At 62.7% G+C, this 20,676-nt stretch carries 17 protein-coding genes and 1 pseudogene; 9 read left to right on the top strand and 9 right to left on the bottom strand.

The annotated features are described in order from the left end of the window. Nucleotides 1-138: 138 nt before the first annotated feature. The gene (locus tag ACE3TQ_RS22820; RefSeq protein ID WP_374585319.1) at nucleotides 139-798 is read right to left on the bottom strand and encodes a hypothetical protein; all 660 of its coding nucleotides are present in this window, start codon (nucleotides 796-798) and stop codon (nucleotides 139-141) included. Between the two features lie 125 nt (nucleotides 799-923). Here ACE3TQ_RS22820 and ACE3TQ_RS22815 point away from each other — a divergent pair, with 125 nt between their 5' ends. Then, complete coding sequence (locus ACE3TQ_RS22815) at nucleotides 924-1,175, top strand: DUF2164 domain-containing protein (protein WP_374585317.1); 252 nt, start codon at nucleotides 924-926, stop codon at nucleotides 1,173-1,175. Between the two features lie 31 nt (nucleotides 1,176-1,206). Here ACE3TQ_RS22815 and ACE3TQ_RS22810 read toward each other — a convergent pair whose 3' ends face one another. From ACE3TQ_RS22810 to ACE3TQ_RS22790, 5 genes are all read right to left on the bottom strand, one after another. Beyond that, nucleotides 1,207-2,055 carry a hypothetical protein gene (locus ACE3TQ_RS22810; RefSeq protein WP_374585315.1) on the bottom strand — a complete coding sequence of 283 codons (849 nt, stop codon included), beginning with the start codon at nucleotides 2,053-2,055 and terminating at the stop codon, nucleotides 1,207-1,209. Nucleotides 2,056-2,161: 106 nt separating this feature from the next. Beyond that, nucleotides 2,162-2,302 carry a DUF4177 domain-containing protein gene (locus ACE3TQ_RS22805; RefSeq protein WP_374585314.1) on the bottom strand — a complete coding sequence of 47 codons (141 nt, stop codon included), beginning with the start codon at nucleotides 2,300-2,302 and terminating at the stop codon, nucleotides 2,162-2,164. 48 nt (nucleotides 2,303-2,350) lie between these two features. Continuing rightward, the gene (locus ACE3TQ_RS22800; protein ID WP_374585312.1) at nucleotides 2,351-2,971 is read right to left on the bottom strand and encodes a hypothetical protein; all 621 of its coding nucleotides are present in this window, start codon (nucleotides 2,969-2,971) and stop codon (nucleotides 2,351-2,353) included. 109 nt (nucleotides 2,972-3,080) lie between these two features. Then, complete coding sequence (locus ACE3TQ_RS22795; protein WP_374585311.1) at nucleotides 3,081-3,443, bottom strand: hypothetical protein; 363 nt, start codon at nucleotides 3,441-3,443, stop codon at nucleotides 3,081-3,083. After that, entirely contained in the window at nucleotides 3,440-4,474 is a 1,035-nt protein-coding gene (locus ACE3TQ_RS22790; protein ID WP_374585309.1) for a DUF475 domain-containing protein, read from the bottom strand. The genes ACE3TQ_RS22795 and ACE3TQ_RS22790 overlap by 4 nt, the downstream gene beginning before the upstream one ends. A gap of 69 nt (nucleotides 4,475-4,543) precedes the next feature. Here ACE3TQ_RS22790 and ACE3TQ_RS22785 point away from each other — a divergent pair, with 69 nt between their 5' ends. The 7 genes from ACE3TQ_RS22785 to ACE3TQ_RS22755 all read left to right on the top strand — a co-directional run bounded on the left by ACE3TQ_RS22785 (nucleotide 4,544) and on the right by ACE3TQ_RS22755 (nucleotide 17,740). Further along, complete coding sequence (locus ACE3TQ_RS22785; protein WP_374585308.1) at nucleotides 4,544-4,963, top strand: divergent PAP2 family protein; 420 nt, start codon at nucleotides 4,544-4,546, stop codon at nucleotides 4,961-4,963. Between the two features lie 215 nt (nucleotides 4,964-5,178). Further along, nucleotides 5,179-6,363, top strand: coding sequence for an efflux RND transporter periplasmic adaptor subunit (locus tag ACE3TQ_RS22780; protein ID WP_374585306.1), 1,185 nt, complete (start codon nucleotides 5,179-5,181; stop codon nucleotides 6,361-6,363). A gap of 13 nt (nucleotides 6,364-6,376) precedes the next feature. Continuing rightward, the gene (locus tag ACE3TQ_RS22775; protein ID WP_374585304.1) at nucleotides 6,377-9,589 is read left to right on the top strand and encodes an efflux RND transporter permease subunit; all 3,213 of its coding nucleotides are present in this window, start codon (nucleotides 6,377-6,379) and stop codon (nucleotides 9,587-9,589) included. Between the two features lie 87 nt (nucleotides 9,590-9,676). Continuing rightward, nucleotides 9,677-12,886 (top strand): efflux RND transporter permease subunit, encoded by a 3,210-nt coding sequence (locus ACE3TQ_RS22770; protein ID WP_374585302.1) that lies wholly within the window; start codon nucleotides 9,677-9,679, stop codon nucleotides 12,884-12,886. A gap of 121 nt (nucleotides 12,887-13,007) precedes the next feature. After that, complete coding sequence (locus tag ACE3TQ_RS22765; RefSeq protein WP_374585300.1) at nucleotides 13,008-13,658, top strand: PEP-CTERM sorting domain-containing protein; 651 nt, start codon at nucleotides 13,008-13,010, stop codon at nucleotides 13,656-13,658. 166 nt (nucleotides 13,659-13,824) lie between these two features. Then, a complete protein-coding gene (locus tag ACE3TQ_RS22760; RefSeq protein WP_374585298.1) occupies nucleotides 13,825-15,261 on the top strand; it encodes an OmpP1/FadL family transporter in 1,437 nt (478 codons plus the stop codon). Between the two features lie 178 nt (nucleotides 15,262-15,439). Continuing rightward, nucleotides 15,440-17,740, top strand: coding sequence for a glycogen-debranching protein (locus tag ACE3TQ_RS22755; RefSeq protein ID WP_374585296.1), 2,301 nt, complete (start codon nucleotides 15,440-15,442; stop codon nucleotides 17,738-17,740). Nucleotides 17,741-17,766: 26 nt separating this feature from the next. Here ACE3TQ_RS22755 and ACE3TQ_RS22750 read toward each other — a convergent pair whose 3' ends face one another. Both ACE3TQ_RS22750 and ACE3TQ_RS22745 read right to left on the bottom strand, forming a co-directional pair. Beyond that, nucleotides 17,767-18,708, bottom strand: coding sequence for an acetoacetate decarboxylase (ADC) (locus ACE3TQ_RS22750; protein ID WP_374585294.1), 942 nt, complete (start codon nucleotides 18,706-18,708; stop codon nucleotides 17,767-17,769). Beyond that, nucleotides 18,705-19,928, bottom strand: coding sequence for an NADH:flavin oxidoreductase/NADH oxidase family protein (locus tag ACE3TQ_RS22745; protein WP_374585292.1), 1,224 nt, complete (start codon nucleotides 19,926-19,928; stop codon nucleotides 18,705-18,707). The genes ACE3TQ_RS22750 and ACE3TQ_RS22745 overlap by 4 nt, the downstream gene beginning before the upstream one ends. 133 nt (nucleotides 19,929-20,061) lie before the next feature. On the opposite strand from ACE3TQ_RS22745, the gene ACE3TQ_RS22740 reads away from it, so the two are divergent. Then, a complete protein-coding gene (locus ACE3TQ_RS22740) occupies nucleotides 20,062-20,472 on the top strand; it encodes a MerR family transcriptional regulator (RefSeq protein WP_374585290.1) in 411 nt (136 codons plus the stop codon). A gap of 24 nt (nucleotides 20,473-20,496) precedes the next feature. On the opposite strand, the pseudogene ACE3TQ_RS22735 reads toward ACE3TQ_RS22740, so the two are convergent. Beyond that, nucleotides 20,497-20,676, bottom strand: a pseudogene (locus tag ACE3TQ_RS22735) (hypothetical protein); the annotation flags it as partial.

The following is a 20,676-nucleotide window of genomic DNA, read 5'->3' as shown; positions in this document are numbered from 1 at the left end:
AGCTTCCTTATTGGTCGGCCGCAGGACGCAAGGCAAAAAAACGCTTCCCTCGACGCACGGCGGCTATCGGCGTGCGTATTCGGGAGAGAGAATTCTACGGCAATCTGTGCCTGCGGCGAGCGGAGCGCGCAGCGCAGCCTACGGTTGAATCGACCGGTCCTGTGCCCAGATCACGACGCCATCACTGTAGACGCCAAAGCCATTGAAATTGCTCGCCTCTGCGCTGCACCTGACGGCGACGCGATGTCCCCGCGTCGGCGTGCCGGCAGCGTTCTGGAAGACCATTTGCCCACGCATGTTCAGGACTTTCTGGAGAATTCCCGATTCCGGCACGCGCCCGTTGCTGACCTGGTTGGTTTGCTCCATGACGTCAGCCGGAAATACAGCATTCGACTCGGTCTGGTTGGCCGCATCCCAGTTGTAGTACACCTGACGATTGCAACTCAGCCTGATCTTGCTGATGCCGCTTCCGCTATCCTTCGCCGTCGCCAGCACGCTCGCTTCACCGTTTTCATGAATTTGAACGGACACGATTGGGCTGCCGGGAACGCGAGCCCCAATATCAATCGGCGTAATACGATGGTTGGGGCAGAAGTCGCTTTGCTTGGGGAAGCATTGCGTGTCTGTCGGCGCGGGGTTCGGCTTGTAGACGCTGTCCGAACGCTGACCCTCTACACGCAAGCCGATCTCCGGCGGCGTTGAGTCGTTGTTCGTTCGTGGATCGTAGGGGATGCCGGTGCAACCGGTAATCAAGATGCAAGCTACTAACGTCGACGACATCGATTTCACGTATCTCATTTTGAGCCTCCAGTGATTGCGCTAGCGACGTGGTTAAGCACCGCCAAGCGTAGCACACGTCGAGTATTTCAACCCCTAGAGGATCAACCTGCTATGCTTCGCGGTCCAACCAACTTGCAGATCCCATGGCTATCAAACTCGACGCTCAAACAGAAGCGGTGTTACTCGACTCCCTGCAACGATACTGCTCGCAGAACTTTGATGAAGAAATTGGCGGCTTGAAGGCGCGCCTGCTCCTCGATTTCTGCGTGCGCGAAATCGGACCATCGATTTATAACCAGGCAGTGCGGGATGCGCAGGCGGTCATGCAGGAGAAAATCGCTGAGATAGACACCAACTGCTACGAGACCGAATTCTCGTACTGGAAGAAAAAATAAGGGTCTCTATGCGCGCAACAAGTATCCTGGTTCACGGCTCGCACATGGCGCGGATTCTATCCCCGAGATCTTCGAAACTCCCGTAAATGTCCAGGTCTGCATCAAAGTACCACTGGTGCGTCGCAACGAATTCCACCGTTGGCTTGAGTTGAGCATACAGCTCGGACACGCTCCCCGGCTCTTCAGATTCACGAGTAATCAACAAGTTCAAGAACGCGCTCGCCGCGTCAGACTCGCCAGGAGCACTATCACTAAGTAGAAATTGCGCGAAGGCGAAGATGTAGTACTGAAACGCTGCGTACGGCATGAAGTGAAGATCTTCGGCTAACGAAAGGGGATTTCTCTCCTCAAAGAGATGCTGAACTTGCTCGACCGATTTACCGAAGAGTCCTTCATGGGCATATCGTGCATCCCAATCATTCTCATATCCTGCCCACTCCGCATCTCCAGGAGTAGGTGCTTTCCACGTTTGCTTCAATTGCCTCGCGATGTCTTGCGGTGCTGCAAGCCAAAACGTCTCCAGGGTGTCATTGGCGAAGCTGATGGCTATGGCTTTAGATCCTTTCAGCTTCATGGAAGCCGTCGTAGATTCACGCAAAAAGCTCGTCAGAAGTTGCCTCATCACGTCTAAGCAGTCGTAGCAGCCACCGCAATTAAATGAGCTGGGAATAGAAATATAGCGCGGGCTTGCGGCCCAAATCTCATGACTTGCCCAGCTCGTATCGCCGGGGGCGAACTTGCTTGTTCCGATGAGTTCAAGGCCATATGCTTCCCAGGGGCGGAGTACAAAGAGATTGAACGAAAACGCAGCCACGGAGTCCGGCACATCTTGCGAGAGCGCAGTTTCGAGCCAGTTTTTAAGTTCTTCGGGAAAATCCATACTCTCGGTACTTGTATTGACATCACTACATGTCAGCGGTTGCGTTGGCTGTCAAAGTCGCTTTGGCCTGGCCGGGCGCGAGCAATTGATGCCCCACTATTGGGGCTCAAATGGTCGCGCGTTTGAAAACGGCGACGATTTCCCGGGTGGCGCCGTGGGCGGCCATATTGGTGTCGAACACTGACACGAGCTCCCAACCCTGCGCGCCAAGTTGATTCAGCTGTGCTTCGAAATCCTTGGTATCCACAACACCGGTGATAAAAAGTATATATTTTAGACTACGAGTGTTCGTAACCTAGCCTCCGCCGGGTAGGAGCTGTTGCTCGGGGCTTTCTTCGGAACTCATGAACTTCCAGTCGCCATTGCGGTCTTTATCGAACGCTCCAAGATAAGTAGCTCCGGAAGTATCAACATCAAATTCGTGCTTTAGGTTGACGCGAGCGGGATCAAGGAGCGCCGCGTCAAGATAGCCCTGAATGATGATTCGCCCATCTGGCTGACGGTATAGTTGCGTACGTGCGAAACCGCCGGAATCCAGAGATAGCTCAAGTCGCGCTATCTCGGCTTCTTCGTTTCGGATCAGGATAAATCGGCGGTACTCCGCCAAATATGGATGATTTGGCTCGAGACGAATAGCAAGTTTGGCCACTGCGTCAGGAATGACGGTGCTGGCCTCAATTGCATTCGGGGCCTTAGCGCCAGAACAAAACCATACCAGTGCCAGTAGCGCCAGGATTGAAGCTGTGAGTGCTATTAGCCATCTCCGTTTTCGACCTGGCAGACTGGGTTCGACGTCCCTGGCGAAGTCAGAGTCTTCACCAGCGCCTGGCAAGCTTGCGAGCAGGTCGATGGTGCTTTGGCGTGGGGGATTGGCTGGTTCTTTGTCCGTGCTGGGGGCGTCCGGGTTTGATGTCATTTCAGCTTCCTGACTGCAAAGATAGATGTATTTTGCATCGGTATCGGCGTACTGAAAATACTAAACCCGGCAAACCTGGGTCAGACCCAAGGGTCTGACCCTGTCTCGCTTATGGCTGGACGGTGAGCGATTCGACGAAGTACTGGGTGTCGCCGAAGCAGCTCGTTGGCAGGCCTTTGTGCTGGGCGTAGTGGAGCACTACGCGCTTGCCGGCGGCGGCGGCGATCTGGTTCGCCACGGCGTCGTCACGCACGGTGAATTCGAACTTTTCGGGGATGGCGCCGGGCATGGAAGTCAGCAGGATCTCGCCTTCCCAGGTTTTGCAGATCCAGCCGCGCTTGGAGAACTTCTGCAAGTATCCGGCGCGTTCGCCTTCGGAATACGAGTAGCTCAGGGCTACCCACACATATGCTGCAAACAGCAGCGCTACGGCGGCCAGCAGGCCGCCGACAATCAACAACACACGGCTCATTCAGACTCCACAGGATGTAATTTCTTGTATTTGAGGGAAGACCACAGCGATACAGCAATAAACGCGACGCCGGACAGGCCGGTGAACCATTCCGGAATGTGGTACTTGACGCTGGCGAACATGATCAGGGCCAGGATGCCGATGGCGTAGTGCGCGCCGTGCTCAAGGTAGATGAACTCGTCCAGCGTGCCTTTGTGGACCAGGTAGACGGTCAGGGAGCGCACGTACATGGCGCCAATGGCCAGGCCAAGCATGATGATGACCACGTCGCTGGTGATGGCGAACGCGCCGATCACGCCGTCGAACGAGAAGGAGGCGTCCAGTACTTCGAGGTAGAGGAAGCCGCCCAGCGAGCCGCCGGCGACTACTTTGCCGGTGTCGTCGTGGCCTTCCTTCTCCAGAACGCTGCTGAGCCAGCCGACGCCGACGTAGATGGCGGTGCCGGTCACGCCGGCATACAGCACGGAGTACTGCTTGGCTTCCGGTACCAGCTGCACGCAGGCAAAGACCGCCATCAGGGTCAGCAGGATGGCCAGGCTTTCGGTGCCGTACTTGCCGACCTTTTCCTCGAACCAGTGAATCCAGTGCACGTCCTTCTCTTCATCGAACAGGAAGTTGAGGAAGACCAGCAGCAGGAAGGCGCCGCCGAAGGCTGCCACTTCTTCGTGCACGCTCATCAGGTGACGCGAGTATTCGGCCGGCGTGGTGGTGGCCATGTCCCACACCTGGAACATGTCCAGGCCGGTCGCGACCGCGACGATGGCGAGCGGGAACACCAGGCGCATGCCGAACACGGCCACCAGGATGCCGACCGTCAGGAACAGCTTCTGCCAGAACGGGTTCCAGTCTTTCAGCACGGAGGCGTTGACCACCGCATTGTCGAACGAGAGCGACACTTCCATGACGCCGAGGACGCCGGTAATCCACAGCGCGGTCAGGGCTGCGCGCCAGCCGCCATGTTCATAGCCCCACCAGCCGGCCAGCCCCATCAGGGTGATGGTGACGATGATAGAAATCCTGAAATGCTTCATGTTTTCTTGGTATTAATTATTGTTGGTGCGCCGATTATAATGGGGGATTGCCCCCTTAGGACGCTATACATGGATCTCGCTTACCTGCTGACGCCACTGCTGACCTGGATTACGGTCGGCCCAATCAAATTCCTGATTAACAGCATCAAGGCCCGCAAATGGGCTTTCAACCTGGTTGGCAATGGCGGTTTCCCGTCCAACCACAGCGCCGTGGTGTCCAGCATGGCTACCCTGATCGCCCTGCGCGAGGGCATGGGTCATCCCGCTTTCGGCGTGGCGGTGGCTTTGTGCTTCATCGTCATCATCGACGCCAACAGCCTGCGCCAGCACGTCGGCCGCCAGGCAGCCGCCATCAACCGGCTCGCCAAGGATGCCACGGACCATAAATGGCTGCGCGAACGGATGGGCCATACCGTGATCGAGATTACCGGCGGCCTGGCGACCGGCATCGCCATCGGCCACCTGGTTTTCGCCCTGTTTCCGCGCTAAAAGCCCTGGGATTAGTACATATGTGTACTAATCCCACCCTCCCGCCTATTCACCATTTTTGCGGTTTATCCGCGAATCCTGCAGTCCAGCACCAAAAACCCGCAGTCTGGCCCGTGGTGAATTGACTCTCAGCCCCTCAAAAAGGATACTTTTGCACGCTGCAGAAGTATGCACTCGAATATATAAATAAGCTGTCCACCACACTGGAGATTCTCATGTTGCGTAAAACCCTATTAGCTCTCGCTGTTGCATCTGCGCTGGTCGCTTGCGGCAAGTCCGACAAGGCGCCGGAAGCCGGCAAGGCTAGCGCGTCCGCTACGGCCGATGCCAAAGGCAAGGGCGAAGAAAAGAAGCTGGCCACGCTGCAGGTTTCGTCTGAGGATCTGGTGAAGGTGGAAAGCAATGCGCTGGCCTCCGGTCCGGTCGTCACCGGCTCCATCCAGCCGGAGCGCAAAGCCGACCTGCGCGCCGAAGTCGGTGCCGTGGTCATGCAAGTACTTAAAGAAAATGGCGAAGCTGTCAAGAAGGGCGACCTGCTGGTGCGCCTGGACGACACCGCGCTGCGCGACAACCTGGCCTCGGCCCAGGAAGCGGTGCGCGCCTCGACCCAGTCGCTGGAGCAGGCCGAACGCGTGCTGGCGCGCCAGAAGACGCTGAAGGCGTCCGGCATGGTGTCTTCGCAAGTGCTGGAGGACGCGGAAGTGCGCCGCAATAATGCGCAGTCCGACCTGTCCGCCGCACGCGCCCGCCTGGTCACCGCCAACCAGCAGCTGACCCGCACCCTGGTGCGCGCGCCGTTCGACGGCATCGTCTCCGAGCGCAAGGTGTCGGCCGGCGACACCGCCCAGATCGGCAAGGAACTGGTGAAAGTGGTCGATCCGAACTCGATGCGCTTTGAAGGCCGCGTTTCCGCCGACTCGGTGGGCGTGGTCAAGGCAGGGCAGGGCGTGGTGTTCTCGATCAACGGCTACCCGGGCCAGAATTTCCTGGGCAAGGTCAAGCGCGTCGATCCGGCCGCCAATCCTGTGACCCGCCAGGTGGAAGTGCTGGTTGAATTCGCCGACAAGAACCTGCCGCGCGTGGCGGGCCTGTTTGCGGAAGGCCGCATCGAGGCCGAATCGACCTCCGCGCTGATGGTGCCGGAATCGGCGCTGGTCAAGCAGGGCGACACCACCTATGTGTGGAAGATCAAGGACAAGGCCCTGGCCAAGACCCCGCTGCAGATGGGCGCGCGCGATGCGCGCAGCGGCAACTGGCAGGTGCAGACCGGCCTGGCCACGGGCGACATCGTCATGCGCACCCCGGCCTCCAGCTTCCGCGATGGCCAGAAGGTCGAGATGCAAGCGCCGAAAGCCGTTGCTTCGGCCACCCTGCCAGCCGGCGCCAGCAAGGGCAACTAAAGGAATCTAAACCATGTTCCTGTCTAACTTCAGTATCAAGCGCCCCGTCGCCATGATCGTGCTGATCGTGGCGATGATGGCGATGGGCCTGCTGGCCCTGTCCAAGCTGCGCGTCAACCAGAATCCGGACGTCGAGATTCCGCTGCTGATCGTCAGCATCCCGTATCCTGGCGCGTCGCCGGAGACGGTCGAGCGCGAAGTCATCAACCGCCTGGAAAAATCGCTGCAGTCGATCGCCGGCGTGACCGACACCTACTCGACCTCGCGCGAGGGCAGCGCCACCATCGAGATGCGCTTCAACTTCGACAAGAACCTGATCGAAGCATCCGATGAGGTGCGCAACGCCATCGCGGCGGTACGCTACAAGCTGCCGACCGAGATGCGCGAGCCGATGATCCAGCGTATCGACACTTCGGCCGACCCGATCATGCAAATGTCGCTGTCGTCCAAGACCCAGTCGCACGCGGTGCTGTCGCGTGTGGCGGAAGACAAGCTGGCCGACCGCTACCGCGCGCTGGACGGCGTGGCGATCGTCAACGTCAACGGCGCGCTGCGGCGCGAGCTGTCGGTGCTGCTGCGCGCCGAGAAGCTGCGCGAGTTCAACGTCTCGGTGGCGGAGGTGGCCAATGCGCTGCGCATGCAGAACACCAACGCCCCGGTAGGCAAGGTGCGCGGCGACCTGGAAGAGAAGGCGATCCGCCTGGTGGGCCGTATCGAGCGTCCGGAGGAATTCAAGGACGTGGTGGTCAAGCGCAACGGCGACCAGCTGATCCGCCTGGGCCAGGTGGCCACCATCGAAGACGGCTTTGCCGACATCAACAACGTCAGCCTGCGTTCCGGCAAACCGAACGTCGGCCTGGCCGTGATCCGCGCACGCGATGCGTCCACCGTGTCGGTGGCCAAGGCGGTGCGCAAGCTGACCGATGAAATCAACGAGGAGTTCAAGGCCGAAGGCCTGGGCAACTCGCTGGAAATCACCCGTGACGGCGGCGAGGATGCGCAAAGCTCGCTGAACAACGTGATCGAGGCGCTGGTGTTCGGCGCCGTGCTGACCATCTTCGTGGTGTACGCCTTCCTCAATTCCTGGCGTTCGACCCTGATCACCGCGATGTCGCTGCCGACCTCCGTGATCGCGGCCTTCATCGCGGTCTGGCTGTGCGGCTTCACGCTGAACTTCATGACCCTGCTCGGCCTGTCGCTGGCGATCGGCGTGCTGATCGACGACGCCATCGTGGTGCGTGAAAACATCGTGCGCCACATGGAGAAGGGTTCCGACCGCCGCAAGGCGGCGCTGGAAGGTACCGCCGAAATCGGCCTGGCCGTGGCGGCCACCACCTTCTCCATCATGGCCGTGTTCATCCCGGTCGCCTTCATGGGCGGCATGCCGGGCGAGTGGTTCCGTCCGTTCGCGCTGACCGTGACCTGCTCGGTGGCCGTATCGCTGTTCATTTCCTTCACCCTGGACCCGATGATGTCGGCCTACTGGGGCGACCCGCCGGACCACCACACCCGTCCGAAAAAAGGCATCGGCAAGGCGCTCGACAAGTTCAACCACTGGTTCGACCACCAGGCTGACCGCTACGGCAAGGTGATTGCCTGGGCGCTGCACCACCGCCGCTGGATGGCCGTGATCGCCGTGGCGTCCTTCATCGGCGCGCTGGCCCTGCAATTCACCGTGGGCGGCACCAGCTTCCTGCCGAAGTCGGACTTCGGTTCGATCGCGATCGAGGTGCGCACCCCGTCCTCGTCCAGCCTGGAGTACACCAAGACCAAGATGGACAAGGCCGCGCAGATCGCCCACACGATCAAGGAAGTCAAGGCCACCTCCACCTACGTCAACCTGTCGGGCGGCCGTATCTGGGTCGATATCGGCAAGCGTACCAAGCGTGAGCGCGACGCCAGCGAGATCGCGGTCGAACTGCGCCAGAAGCTGGCCGGCCTGGTGGGCGGCGAGTTCGTGGTGCTGGACGATATCAACAACGGCGCCCGCAAGCCGGTGCAGATCGACTTCGTCGGCCCGGATTCGCGCAAGCTGATGGAAATCACCGGCCAGTTCATGGAGAAGCTGCGCCAGGTCAAGGGCGCGGTCGATGTCGGCCTGTCCGAGCAGGACCCGAAGGACGAGCTGCAGATTGAACTGAACCGCGGCCTGGCCAACTCGATGGGCATTTCCGCCGGCGATGCGGCGCAGTCGCTGCGCGTGGCCTTTGCCGGTATCGAAGTGGGCGACTGGGTCGACCCGACCGGTGAAACCCGCGACGTGGCGGTACGCCTGCATCCGGACGACCGCGTCAGCCCAGAAAACATCGAGCGCCTGCCGATCGCCGTCACCGGCACCAACCAGATGGTACCGCTGGACCAGATCGCCAAGATCACCATGGGCAAGGGCCCGGCCACCATCCGCCACAAGAACGGCAAGCGCATGGTATCCGTGGCAGCCAACGTGGAAGGCCGTTCCACCGGTGAAGTGATCGCCGAGGCCAAGAAGCTGGCCGCCGAGATGGATTACCCGCCAGGCTTCGGCATGGACGTGGGCGGTTCCGGCAAGGACCAGAACGAAGTGTTCGGCGCCATGGGCATCGCCCTGGTGTCGGGCATCGGCCTGATGTACCTGGTGCTGGTGATGCAGTTCGGCTCCTTCACGGCGCCGGGCGCGGTCATGCTGTCGCTGCCGCTGTCCCTGATCGGCGTGGTGCTGGGCCTGATCCTGACCAAGGGCACGCTGAACCTGATGTCCTTCATCGGCGTCATTATGCTGATGGGCCTGGTGGCCAAGAACGCCATCCTGCTGCTCGATGCGGCGCGCAAGCGCGAGGAGGAGGGCTACGGCCGCGAGGAAGCGCTGATGCATGCCGGCCGCATGCGCCTGCGTCCGATCCTGATGACCACCTTCGCGCTGATCGCCGGCATGCTGCCGGTGGCCATCGGCATGGGTGAGGGCGGTGAGTTCTACCGTCCGATGGCGGTCGCGATCATCGGCGGCACCATCACCTCCACCATGCTGACGCTGCTGGTCGTGCCGACCTTCTATGACAGCATCGAGATCGCCCGCGACCGCATGTTCGCCAAGTACAAGCGCCGCGAGGAGCGCTGGAACACGGCGGCGGCCTTTGTGCTGACCTTTGTGGAAGCCATCCTGGCCCTGACCTTCGTGCGCCTGGTGTTCCGCCTGCTGATGAAGCTGGTTGGCCTGGTGATCGGCCGCCGCCAGCCGAAAGTGGCCTGATCCTTGGCCTGAACCTGCCGCGGCAGGACGAAAGAAGGGCCCCCGGGCCCTTTTTTCTTACCCTTTGAATTAACAAAAAATTAATCAATGTTCCTTTCTAACTTCAGTATCAAACGCCCCGTGTCGATGATCGTGCTGATCATCGCCATGATGGCGGTGGGCTTGCTGGCCTTGTCCAAGCTGCGCGTGAACCGCGAGCCGGATGTGGAACTGCCAATGCTGTTCATTTCCATCCCTTACCCGGGCGCCTCGCCGGAAACGGTGGAGCGGGAAGTGGTCAACCGCCTGGAAAAGTCGCTGCAATCGATCGCCGGCGTGCAGGACCTGTTTTCCTCGTCGGGCGAGAGCGGCGCCCAGTTTGAAATCCGCTTCAGTTTCGACAAGAACCTGATCGAAGCCTCGGACGAGGTGCGCAACGCCATCGCCTCGGTGCGTTATAAATTGCCGACCGAGATGCGGGAGCCGATGATCCAGCGCATCGACACCTCGGCGCAGCCGGTGATGCAGCTGGCGCTGTCGTCCCGGACCCTGTCGCATGCGGCCATCTCGCGCCTGGCCGAAGACAAGCTGGCCGACCGCTTCCGCGCCCTGGAAGGGGTGGCGGTGGTCAACGTCAACGGCGCGCTGCGGCGCGAGCTGTCGGTGCTGCTGCGGGCCGACAAGCTGCGCGAATACAACGTCTCGGTGGGCGAGGTGACCCATGCGCTGCAGATGCAGAACACCAATGCGCCCGTGGGCAAGGTGCGCGGCGCGCTGGAAGAGAAGGGTATCCGCCTGGTGGGCCGCATCGAGCGCCCGGAGGAGTTCAAGGATGTGGTGGTCAAGCGCCGCGGCAACGAGGTGATCCGCCTGGGGCAGCTGGCGCAGATCGAAGACGGCTTTGCCGAGATTAACAATATCAGCAAGCAGAACCTCAAGCCCAACGTGGCCCTGCATGTGGTGCGGGCGCGCGATGCGTCCGCCGTGTCGGTGGCCAAAGCGGTGCGCGCACTGACGGCGGAGATCAACAAGGAACTGGCCGCCGACGGCACCGTGCTCGACATTACCGAGGACGACGGCAAGAACGCGCAGGAGTCGCTGGACAATGTGATCGAGGCGCTGGTGTTCGGCGCCGTGCTGACCATCTTCGTCGTGTACGCCTTCCTCAATTCCTGGCGCTCGACCCTGATCACGGCGCTGGCGCTGCCGACCTCGGTGATCGCCGCCTTTATCGCGGTCTGGCTGTGCGGCTTCACGCTGAACTTCATGACCCTGCTCGGCCTGTCGCTCGCCATCGGCGTGCTGATCGACGACGCCATCGTGGTGCGCGAGAACATTGTGCGCCATATGCAGAACGGTTCCGACCGCCGCACGGCGGCGCTGGAAGGCACGGCCGAAATCGGCCTGGCGGTGGCCGCCACCACCTTCTCCATCATGGCCGTGTTCATCCCGGTCGCCTTCATGCCGGGCCTGGCCGGCGAATGGTTCCGCCCCTTCGCCCTGACCGTGACCTGCTCGGTGGCGGTGTCGCTGTTCATCTCCTTCACGCTCGATCCGATGCTGTCGGCCTACTGGGGCGACCCGCCGGACCACCACACGGCGCCGAAGAAGGGCATCGGCCGGCAGCTGGACCGCTTCAACCACTGGTTCGACCAGCAGGCCAGCCGTTACGGCAAGGTGATCGCCTGGGCGCTGCGCCACCGCCGCTGGATGGGCGCCATCGCGCTGGCCAGCTTCATCGGCGCCATTGTGCTGCAGGCCAAATGGGGCGGCACCAGCTTCGTGCCCAAGCAGGACCGCGGCACCATCCGCGTCGACGTGCGCACGCCGTCCTCGTCCAGCCTGGCGTACACCACCACCAAGATGGACAAGGTGGCGGCCATCGCGCACGGCATCAAGGAAGTGAAATCGACCGAAGCGTATATCAACCTGGCCGGCGGCAATATCTGGGTCAATATCGGCAAGCGCAATGAACGCGAGCGCGATGCGGTGGCGATCGCCTCCGAGCTGCGCCAGAAGCTGGCTGGCCTGGTGGGCGGCGAGTACACGGTGGTGGATGACCTGGGCGGCGGCGGCGGCAAGCCGGTGCAGATCGACTTTGTCGGCCCCGACTCGCGCAAGCTGATGGAAATCACCAACGAGTTCATGGACAAGCTGCGCCAGGTGCCGGGCGCGGTCGACGTCGGCCTGTCCGAGCAGGATCCGAAGGACGAGCTGCAGATCGAGCTGCAGCGCGGTCTGGCCAATTCGATGGGCATTGCCGCCGGCGACGCGGCGCAGGCCCTGCGCGTGGCCTTTGCCGGCATCGAGGTCGGCGACTGGGTCGACCCGACCGGCGAAGCGCGCGATGTGGCGGTGCGCCTGCATCCGGCCGACCGCGCCGGCCTGGACAGCATCGCGCGCCTGCCGATCAGTGTCGCCGGCAGCAGCCAGATGGTGCCGCTGGAGCAGATTGCCAGCATCACCATGGGCAAGGGCCCGGCCACCATCCGCCACAAGAACGGCATGCGCACCATTTCCGTCACCGCCAATGTGGAAGGGCGCTCCCCCGGTGAGGTGACGGCCGAGGCGCGCAAGATCGCTGACAGCATGTCCTATCCGGAAGGCTTTGGCCAGGACGTCGGCGGCGCCAGCCGCGAGCAGAACGAAATCTTCACGTCCATGGGCATCGGCCTGCTGTCCGGTATCGGCCTGATGTACCTGGTGCTGGTGATGCAGTTCGGCTCGTTCACGGCGCCGGGCGCGGTCATGCTGTCACTGCCGCTGTCGCTGATCGGCGTGGTGGTTGGCCTGATCGTCACCGGCGGCACCCTCAACCTGATGAGCCTGATCGGCGTCATCATGCTGATGGGCCTGGTGGCCAAGAACGCCATCCTGCTGCTCGATGCGGCGCGCAAGCTGGAAGAGCAGGGGATGGGGCGCCAGGAGGCACTGATGCAGGCCGGCCAGATGCGCCTGCGCCCGATCCTGATGACCACCTTCGCCCTGATCGCCGGCATGATGCCGGTGGCGATCGGCATGGGCAATGGCGGCGAGTTCTACCGCCCGATGGCGGTGGCCATCATCGGCGGCACCATCACCTCCACCTTGCTGACCCTGCTGGTGGTGCCGACCTTCTACGACAGCATCGAGCAGGCGCGCGAAGGCATGGTGGCCAAGTTCCTGCGGCGCGATGCGCGCTGGGGCGCGGCGGCCGCCTTCCTGCTGACCGTGGGCGAGGCCATCCTGGCGCTGCTGATGCTGCGTCTGCTGTTCCGCCTGGCGCATCGGATCGTGTACCGGCTGCTGGCTGGGCGGCGGTTGGTGCGCAACGCATGATTGCCAGTGGAAATTGTCGATAAACTTTACAAACAGGTATTGCTTTGCAGCTAAGGTGTTGATTTGTAAGGATGGCACATCTATTGCTTGCACATTGATATCAATCAACAGGAGATATCGAATGAAAAAAACCTTGCTGGCCGCCGTACTGTCCCTGGCCACCCTCGGCGTCGCCCACGCCGGTCCGGCCTACACCGCTGTTGGCGTGCAAAACGATGTCAGCTATGACGCTGTGCTGAACGGCGGCTGGTCCATCGTCTACCGCGGTGACTATGCCGCCCGCTTCAACCTGGCGAATGTAATCAGCGGCATTGCGGCCGGCAGGAACGTGATGTTTGCCGCGCTCGAAGACGGTGCGACCACCTTCAAGCTGCTGAGCTATGCAAGCAAGGAGCAAGTGTTCACCCTGACCGGCCATAACCAGACCCACGCGGCCAATGGCGCCGAATGGTATTACAACTCCTCGTCCATCGGCTTCGCCGGCCTGGGCGACCAGATCGTCCAGGAATCGGCTGACACCGGTGGCGGTGGCTGGAGCGACAATCCGGAGAACGACCGCCTGAGCTGGCACGTCAATGGCGACGTCAACTTTGTGAACGGTGGCTGGCGCGCCGGCAATGTGACCTGGCTGAACTTCTCCACCGATTGGGACCGCCTGATCCTGGTGCAGGATGCGGTGGCTCCGGCCGATGTGCCGGAACCAGCCAGCCTGGGCCTGCTGGGCCTGGGCCTGGCGGGCCTGGCTGTGGCGCGCCGTCGCAAATCCAGTTAATCGGCAGAAAATCCAGATAAAAAAGGGCCTTCGGGCCCTTTTTTGTTACACAATTCACAATTTAAAAGCACTCCCGTGCGCTTTTTAGTGTAAACTTCGGTGCCCTTGCGCCTTTCCCCCAGCGCAAGGTTAAACCTATATCAATAACTAACAGCCGAGACTTACCTTGAACCCAAAATACCTCACCCTGCTGGTCGCGGCCGCCCTGTCCGCCGCGTCGTTCTCCGCAAATGCATCCGGTTACCGCTTCGGTTCCCAGTCCGTGTCCGGTCAAGGCACGGCTGACGCCAACGGTGCGGAAGCTGCCGATGCGTCGACCATTTTCGCCAACCCGGCCGGCCTGACCCGCCTGGATGGCACCCAGTTCGTGGGCGGCATCACTGCCGTGGTACCACACTCCGAATACAAGGACACCGGCTCCAAGCGTTTCACCGGCACCCCGACCGGCGGCGTTTCCAGCCTGGACGACTACGCGCCGACCGCAGTGGCCGCGCCTTCCTTCTATCTGTCGAAGAAGCTGAACGACCAGTGGACCGTCGGCCTGGGCACCTTCGTGCCGTACGGCGCCAAGCTGTCGTATGACTACGGCTGGACCGGCCGCTACGCGCTGACCAACATCGACCTGAAGTCGGTCACCATCAACCCATCCGTTGGCTTCAAGCTGAACGAGCAGCACTCCTTCGGTTTCGGCCTGGACGCCGAGTTCATGAAAGCCTACCTGGGCCAGGGCGTGGACGTGCCTGGTTCCGTGCTGGCACTGAGCTCGCCAACCCCGGAAGCGCAGGCACGCCGTGCTGAACTGCTGAAGCATATCGTCGCTGCCGGCGGCAACCCAGCGGCCCTGGCGTCCATCAAGGACGGCCACGCTGAGATGGACGGCAAGGATTGGGGCTACGGCTTCAACCTGGGCTATATGTACCACCTGAGCAAAGACACCCGTTTCGGCGTGTCCTACCGCTCCTCGATCCACCACAAGCTGCGCGGCAAAGCCGTGTGGGACTTCTCCGGTGTGACCACCGACGCCGTGGTGAACAAGGTGCTGCAAGCGTCCTCGCGCAAGACCAACTCCGCCGCCCTGGTTGACATCAAGACCCCGGAAACCCTGTCGGTCAACATGTTCTCCCAGGTTGACGACCAGCTGGCCCTGATGGCTGACGTGACCTGGTCGCGCCACTCCCGCATGAAAGACCTGCACATCGTGTTCGTCGGCACCGGCGAAGGCGACGAAGTGATCCGCCAGCAGTGGAAAAACACCCTGCGCGCATCGCTGGGCATGAACTACAAGCTGAACAGCAACTGGATGCTGCGCGCTGGCGTGGCCATCGACGAAGCACCGGTGGAAAACGCGACCCTGCGTCACGCTGCACTGCCTGACTCCGACCGCAAGCAACTGTCCTTCGGCGCTAACTGGAAGCTGTCGAACAATTCCTCGATCGACCTGGCCTACAGCTTCCTGAAGTTCGACGAAGCCAAGACCACCTACAAAAACAACTGCAGCCCACTGCACCCGGCTGGCTCCTGCACCGGCAACGGCGAAACCACCGTTGGCAGCTGGAACACCCGCCTGCACCTGCTGGGCCTGGCCTACAACTACAAGTTCTAAGCCTCTCCCGGCCTGAACCGAAAGCCGGCGCCCTCCGCAAGGAGGCGCCGGTTTTTTTGCCTGATGCTGTAGTGAAATTACATCACGAACGGCACGGCACGATTGAGTAAACCCCAGGCTGCGCGCAGAATCGTCTCGCTACTTCGTAGCAAAAGTACATAATTAAACAGGAGACGTTATGAAATTTCGCCGTGCCCTCGGGGTGGCGATGCTGGGCTGTGCCTTGCTGGCCAGCCCGCTCGTCCATGCCGCCATCAATCCCAGCAAGCTTGGCGCCGCCTATGACGCCAGCAAGTCCAGCATCAATTTCAAGGTGTATTCCGGACGCGCCACGCGCATCGAGCTTTACCTGTACAGCGCCGCCACCGGCCAGCAGGAAAAAGCCCGCCTGCCGATGACGCTCGGCGCCGGCGGTGTGTGGAGCGTGAACGTGAGCAGCGCCCAGCTGGCCGGCTACGGCATCGGCGGCACCGTGTACTACGGCTACCGTGCCTGGGGCCCGAACTGGCCCTACAACGCGGCCTGGACCAAGGGCTCCGGCACCGGCTTCATCAGCGATGTCGACGCCAGCGGCAACCGCTTCAATCCCAACAAGCTGCTGACCGATCCCTATGCCCTGGAAATCAGCCACGACCCGGTGACGGCCAGCATGGGCAACGGCACCATCTACGCCAGCGGCCCGCTGTACCGCAATATCGACAGCGGCAGCAGCGCGCCGAAAGGCATAGTGCTGCAAGGCGACAGCCAGTCGGTCGGCAGCAAGCCCACGCGCGCCTTCAAGGACGATATCGTGTATGAAGCGCACGTGCGCGGCCTGACCAAAAACGATAGCGGCATCAGCGCGGCCTATCGCGGCACCTATAAAGGGGCGGGCCTGAAGGCGCCGTACCTGGCCAGCCTGGGCGTGACCGCCATCGAATTCCTGCCGCTGCAGGAAACCCAGAACGACACCAACGACGCCGATCCCGTCACCACCACGGGCGACAACTTCTGGGGCTACATGACCCTGGGCTATTTCGCGCCCGACCGCCGCTACAGCTACGACAAAAGTCCGGGCGGCCCGACGCGCGAGTTCAAGGAAATGGTCAAGGCCTTCCACGACAACGGCATCAAGGTCTACATCGACGTGGTCTACAACCACACCGGCGAGGGCGGGCAGTGGAATGCCGGCGACAGCGCCACCTACAACCTGTACGGCATGCGCGGCCTGGACAACCCGACCTACTATTCGCTGACCGCCGACTACCAGAATTCCTGGGACAACACCGGCGTCGGCGGCAACTACAACACGCGCAATACCGTGGCGCAGAACCTGATCGTCGATTCCCTGGCCTACTGGCGCGACCAGCTGGGCGTGGACGGCTTCCGCTACGACCTGGCCTCGGTGTTGGGCAACACCTGCCAGCACGGCTGCTTCAACTTCGACAAGATGGACAGCGGCAATGCGCTCAACCGCATCGTGGCCGAGCTGCCGCCGCGCCCCGCCACCGGCGGCAGCGGGGTCGACCACATAGCCGAACCGTGGGCCATCGGCGGCAATTCCTACCAGGTGGGCGGCTTCCCCAGCGGCTGGGCCGAATGGAACGGCATCTACCGCGACGCCATCCGCCAGGACCAGAACAAGATGGGCGTGGCGGCGGTGACGCCGGGCACGCTGGCGACCCGTTTCGCCGGCTCCAGCGACCTGTACGGCGACGACGGCCGCAAGCCGTGGCACTCGATCAACTTCATCACCGCGCATGACGGCTTCACCCTCAAGGACCTGTACAGCTGCAACAGCAAGAACAACAGCCAGGCCTGGCCCTATGGCCCGAGCGATGGCGGCGAAGACAATAACAACAGCTGGGACCAGGGCGGCGTGGCAGGCGAGCAGCGCAAGGCGGCGCGCAACGGCATGGCGCTGATGCTGTTGTCGGCCGGCGTGCCGATGCTGGTAGGCGGCGATGAGGCGCTGCGCAGCATCAACTGCAACAACAACCCGTACAACCTCGATTCCAGCGCCAATTGGCAGAACTGGAGCTGGAGCACCGACCAGGCCAACTTCCAGGCCTTCACCAAAGGCTTGCTGGCCTTTCGCAAAGCCCACCCGGCGCTGCGGCCGGCGAATTTCTACGCGGCCAGCGATGGCAACGGCAACGTGATGGAGCAACTGCGCTGGTTCAAGCCCGATGGCACGGTGGCCGATGCGGGCTATTTCAACAACAGCGCCAACCACGCGCTGGCCTGGCGTATCGACGGCAGCGAGTTTGGCGACAGCGCATCGGCCATCTATGTCGCCTACAACGGCTGGAGCGCCAGCGTGAACTTTACCCTGCCGTGGCCGGGCAACGGCAAGAGCTGGTACCGCGTGACCGACACCTGCGGCTGGGCCGAAGGCGCCGGCCAGGTGCGCGCGCCCGGTGCGGAAGACGCGCTCGGCGGTGAAAACACCGTGTACGGCCTGTGCGGACGGGGCGTGCTGCTCCTCATCGCCAAATAGCGCGCGGGGCCTGGGCCGGGCGGCATTTATGGCAGCAGGGTTGGTGCATACAGTGCGGCCTGGAACTCCGGCACATACTCATAGCGCAGCAAGCGACCCAGCTTGAGCGATTTGATGTACGCCGACAGGTTGCCGTCGCCCAGACCCAGTTTGACGGCGTCCGCCGCGCTGCTGTTGGCGTGGCGGAGCTGGCGCGAGATGGCGTAGCCGGTGGTCAGGCGGCCTTGCCGGTCGAGGTTGGTGAAACTGTTGGTGACCAGCTCCACTTCGGACGACAGGCCGGGCAGTTTCTTCGCTTCGATGGTGAGCTCGCCGCCAATGCGATAGGTGACCGCCTGCGCCGTCTCGCTGCGCTCGATGCTGGTCAGCCACTTGGGCAGGTTGTAGCCGACCACGCCGCGCACGCGCGCCAGCTCGGTATTGACCGGCAGCTTCAGCACATAGCCCCAGAACTGCTTGGACATGGATTGCCCGGCCAGGGTCAACGGCCCCAGGTTGCTGGCGCCCGGCTTGCTGGTGATGATGGAGAGCGCGAACTCGTTGTAGCTGTCGTTGTCGCAGTACTCATAGGCATAGGCGGTGAGGGCGACCAGGCCGCGCCCCGGCCACACCTGCAGCGGCTGCACCACGTTGCGTACGGCCTCCGGCATCAGCTCGCGCAGGCGCGCCAGGTCGGCGGTGAAGACGGCGGTGATGCGGCTGTTCTTGTAGTAGAAGTTGGGTGAATAGGAGGCGAAGCCCATGCCCCCGGCGCGTGCCTTGGGCAGCGTTTTGAACCAGCTGAGGTCGATGCCGGGCGCCTCCGCCGCGATCACCGCCAGCGGCGGATTGGAGCGGTAGCGGTCGTACAGGCCGCTGGCCGTGACCGGGACCGGGTGGCCGGCGATGTCGATGATGGTGTCGGCCGCCCAGAGCGGTGTGCTGCAGGCGGCCAGTGCCAGGCCGGTGGCCAGTTGTGCGAGTTTCATACGGTCATCCATTTGCGGTATTGGGCATTGCGCAATGCGGTGTGCCATTGCTGCTGCAGCAAGGCGACGACGGGCAGCACCCCGGGGTTGCTGCGCTTGCCCTGGCTGAGGCGGCTTAGCTGGTGCTTGACCATGGCCATGTAGGCGAGCGAGGCCAGTACCTTGTTGTTCCAGCGGATCGTGCGCAGCTGCGGCGCCGCATCCAGGCCGGCACGCCATGCCTGCGGCAGCTGCGGTTCAAGTGCCAGTGCGGTGCCAATGCCCGCCATGTCGATGCCGCTGGCCAGGACCTGCTCGAGCACCGCCAGGCGGCGAATGCCGCCGGTCACCATCAGCGGCATGCGCGCCACGGCGCGCATCTCCTGCGCGAACTCCAGGAAATAGGCTTCGCGCGCCAGGGTGCGGCCGTCGCGCGCCTGGCCCTGCATGGCCGGCGCTTCGTAACTGCCGCCCGACAGTTCGAGCAGGTCCACCCCGAGCGGATTGAGCATGGACACCACCTGGCGTGCGTCGTCGCTGCTGAAGCCGCCGCGCTGGAAGTCGGCCGAATTGAGCTTGACGGCGACGGCAAAGCGCGGGCCGACGGCGGCGCGCACGCCCTGTACGATGTCCAGCAGCAGACGGGCGCGGTTCTCCAGCGAGCCGCCCCAGCGGTCGGTGCGCTGGTTGGCCAGCGGCGACAGGAACTGGCTCAGCAGGTAACCATGCGCCGCATGGATCTGCACGCCATGGAAGCCGAATCGCTCAGCCAGGCGCGCGCTGGCGATAAAGCGCTCGCGCACCTCGGCGATCTCGTCCTCGCGCATGGCGCGCGGGGCGGCAAACTGTTTGCTGAAGCTGCCCAGTTCGAGGGCGACGGCGGACGGGGCGATGGTGGGCTGTCCCAGCGCGGCCGGCATCTGGCGGCCCGGGTGGTTGATCTGCATCCAGATGTGGGCGCCTTGCGCGCGCGCCGTAGCCGCCCATTGCTCGAATCGGGCGCCGTGTTGCGCCGATTCCAGCACCACGCCGCCGGGGCCGGTCATGGCGCGCCGGTCGACCATGACATTGCCGGTGATCAGCAGGCCGGCGCCGCCTTCGGCCCAGGCGCGGTACAGGCGCAGCAGGCGCTGCGACGGCGCGTGGTCGGCGTCGGCCATGTTTTCCTCCATGGCGGCTTTGGCAATGCGGTTGGGCAGGGTGACTCCGTTGGGCAGGGTCAGCGAAGTGAAAGCGTCCATCTGGCGGCTCCTTGGGTTGCAATGGCGCCACCTTAAGCTTGAACCTCGCTTGAAGGTCAAGCCCTGTTTTTACGCTTGACCTTCAATTGAACTTTAAGCTTATAGTGGAGCCGGGAACGATCAGGTGGGCGTCATGAAAATCGGGGAACTGGCCAGGCAAAGCGGCCTGGCGGCATCAACCATCCGCTTCTATGAAGCAAAAGGGCTACTCAAGCTGGGCAGCCGCCAGGCGAACGGCTATCGCGACTATCCGGCCGATGCCGTGACGGTGCTGCGCATCATCAGCGACGCCCAGCATGCCGGCTTTTCGCTGGACGAGATCCGGCAATTGTTGCCGGACGGTGCCGCATCCTGGAAGCACGATGAGCTGCTGGGGGCGCTGCGCAAGAAAATCGCCGACATTGAGGCACTTGAGCAGCGCCTGGCACGCAGCAAGGCCGAACTGCTGTCCCTGGTGGATCTGATCGGTGCGAAGCCGGCCGGCGTCGATTGCGCGGAAAACGCCGCGCGTGTGATGGCGACCCTGGGCGATCGCAAGCGCTAGCCGGCGCCTGGCGCCGGCCGGATGTCAGCGGCCAGGACGCTGGCCGCTGGGTGGCGTGGACGTGCCGGGCGTGGCGGCTGGACTGCCGCCCGGGGTGTTGCCGCTTGGGGGAGCGGTGGCGTGACTGCCCGGCGTGGCGGCCGTGCCGCCGCTGGCGCCCGCCGCCGCGTTGCCCGCGCCCGTCGCCGGGCCGGCGTTGGGCGG

Origin of the sequence: Pseudoduganella sp. (assembly GCF_041914865.1) — a bacterium.
In the GTDB taxonomy this organism is placed as follows: domain Bacteria; phylum Pseudomonadota; class Gammaproteobacteria; order Burkholderiales; family Burkholderiaceae_D; genus Rugamonas.
Note: the sequence above shows the minus strand (reverse complement) of the source record. Positions and strands in the feature narration are given on the sequence as shown.

Excerpts from the sequence above, each read along its gene's own strand:
- ACE3TQ_RS22770 (WP_374585302.1), top strand. The coding sequence starts at position 9,677 with ATGTTCCTTTCTAACTTCAGTATCAAACGCCCCGTGTCGATGATCGTG.
- ACE3TQ_RS22820 (WP_374585319.1), bottom strand. The coding sequence starts at position 798 with ATGAGATACGTGAAATCGATGTCGTCGACGTTAGTAGCTTGCATCTTG.
- ACE3TQ_RS22790 (WP_374585309.1), bottom strand. The coding sequence starts at position 4,474 with ATGAAGCATTTCAGGATTTCTATCATCGTCACCATCACCCTGATGGGG.
- ACE3TQ_RS22755 (WP_374585296.1), top strand. The coding sequence starts at position 15,440 with ATGAAATTTCGCCGTGCCCTCGGGGTGGCGATGCTGGGCTGTGCCTTG.
- ACE3TQ_RS22745 (WP_374585292.1), bottom strand. The coding sequence starts at position 19,928 with ATGGACGCTTTCACTTCGCTGACCCTGCCCAACGGAGTCACCCTGCCC.
- ACE3TQ_RS22785 (WP_374585308.1), top strand. The coding sequence starts at position 4,544 with ATGGATCTCGCTTACCTGCTGACGCCACTGCTGACCTGGATTACGGTC.
- ACE3TQ_RS22775 (WP_374585304.1), top strand. The coding sequence starts at position 6,377 with ATGTTCCTGTCTAACTTCAGTATCAAGCGCCCCGTCGCCATGATCGTG.
- ACE3TQ_RS22740 (WP_374585290.1), top strand. The coding sequence starts at position 20,062 with ATGAAAATCGGGGAACTGGCCAGGCAAAGCGGCCTGGCGGCATCAACC.
- ACE3TQ_RS22800 (WP_374585312.1), bottom strand. The coding sequence starts at position 2,971 with ATGACATCAAACCCGGACGCCCCCAGCACGGACAAAGAACCAGCCAAT.
- ACE3TQ_RS22750 (WP_374585294.1), bottom strand. The coding sequence starts at position 18,708 with ATGAAACTCGCACAACTGGCCACCGGCCTGGCACTGGCCGCCTGCAGC.
- ACE3TQ_RS22815 (WP_374585317.1), top strand. The coding sequence starts at position 924 with ATGGCTATCAAACTCGACGCTCAAACAGAAGCGGTGTTACTCGACTCC.
- ACE3TQ_RS22795 (WP_374585311.1), bottom strand. The coding sequence starts at position 3,443 with ATGAGCCGTGTGTTGTTGATTGTCGGCGGCCTGCTGGCCGCCGTAGCG.
- ACE3TQ_RS22765 (WP_374585300.1), top strand. The coding sequence starts at position 13,008 with ATGAAAAAAACCTTGCTGGCCGCCGTACTGTCCCTGGCCACCCTCGGC.
- ACE3TQ_RS22810 (WP_374585315.1), bottom strand. The coding sequence starts at position 2,055 with ATGGATTTTCCCGAAGAACTTAAAAACTGGCTCGAAACTGCGCTCTCG.
- ACE3TQ_RS22780 (WP_374585306.1), top strand. The coding sequence starts at position 5,179 with ATGTTGCGTAAAACCCTATTAGCTCTCGCTGTTGCATCTGCGCTGGTC.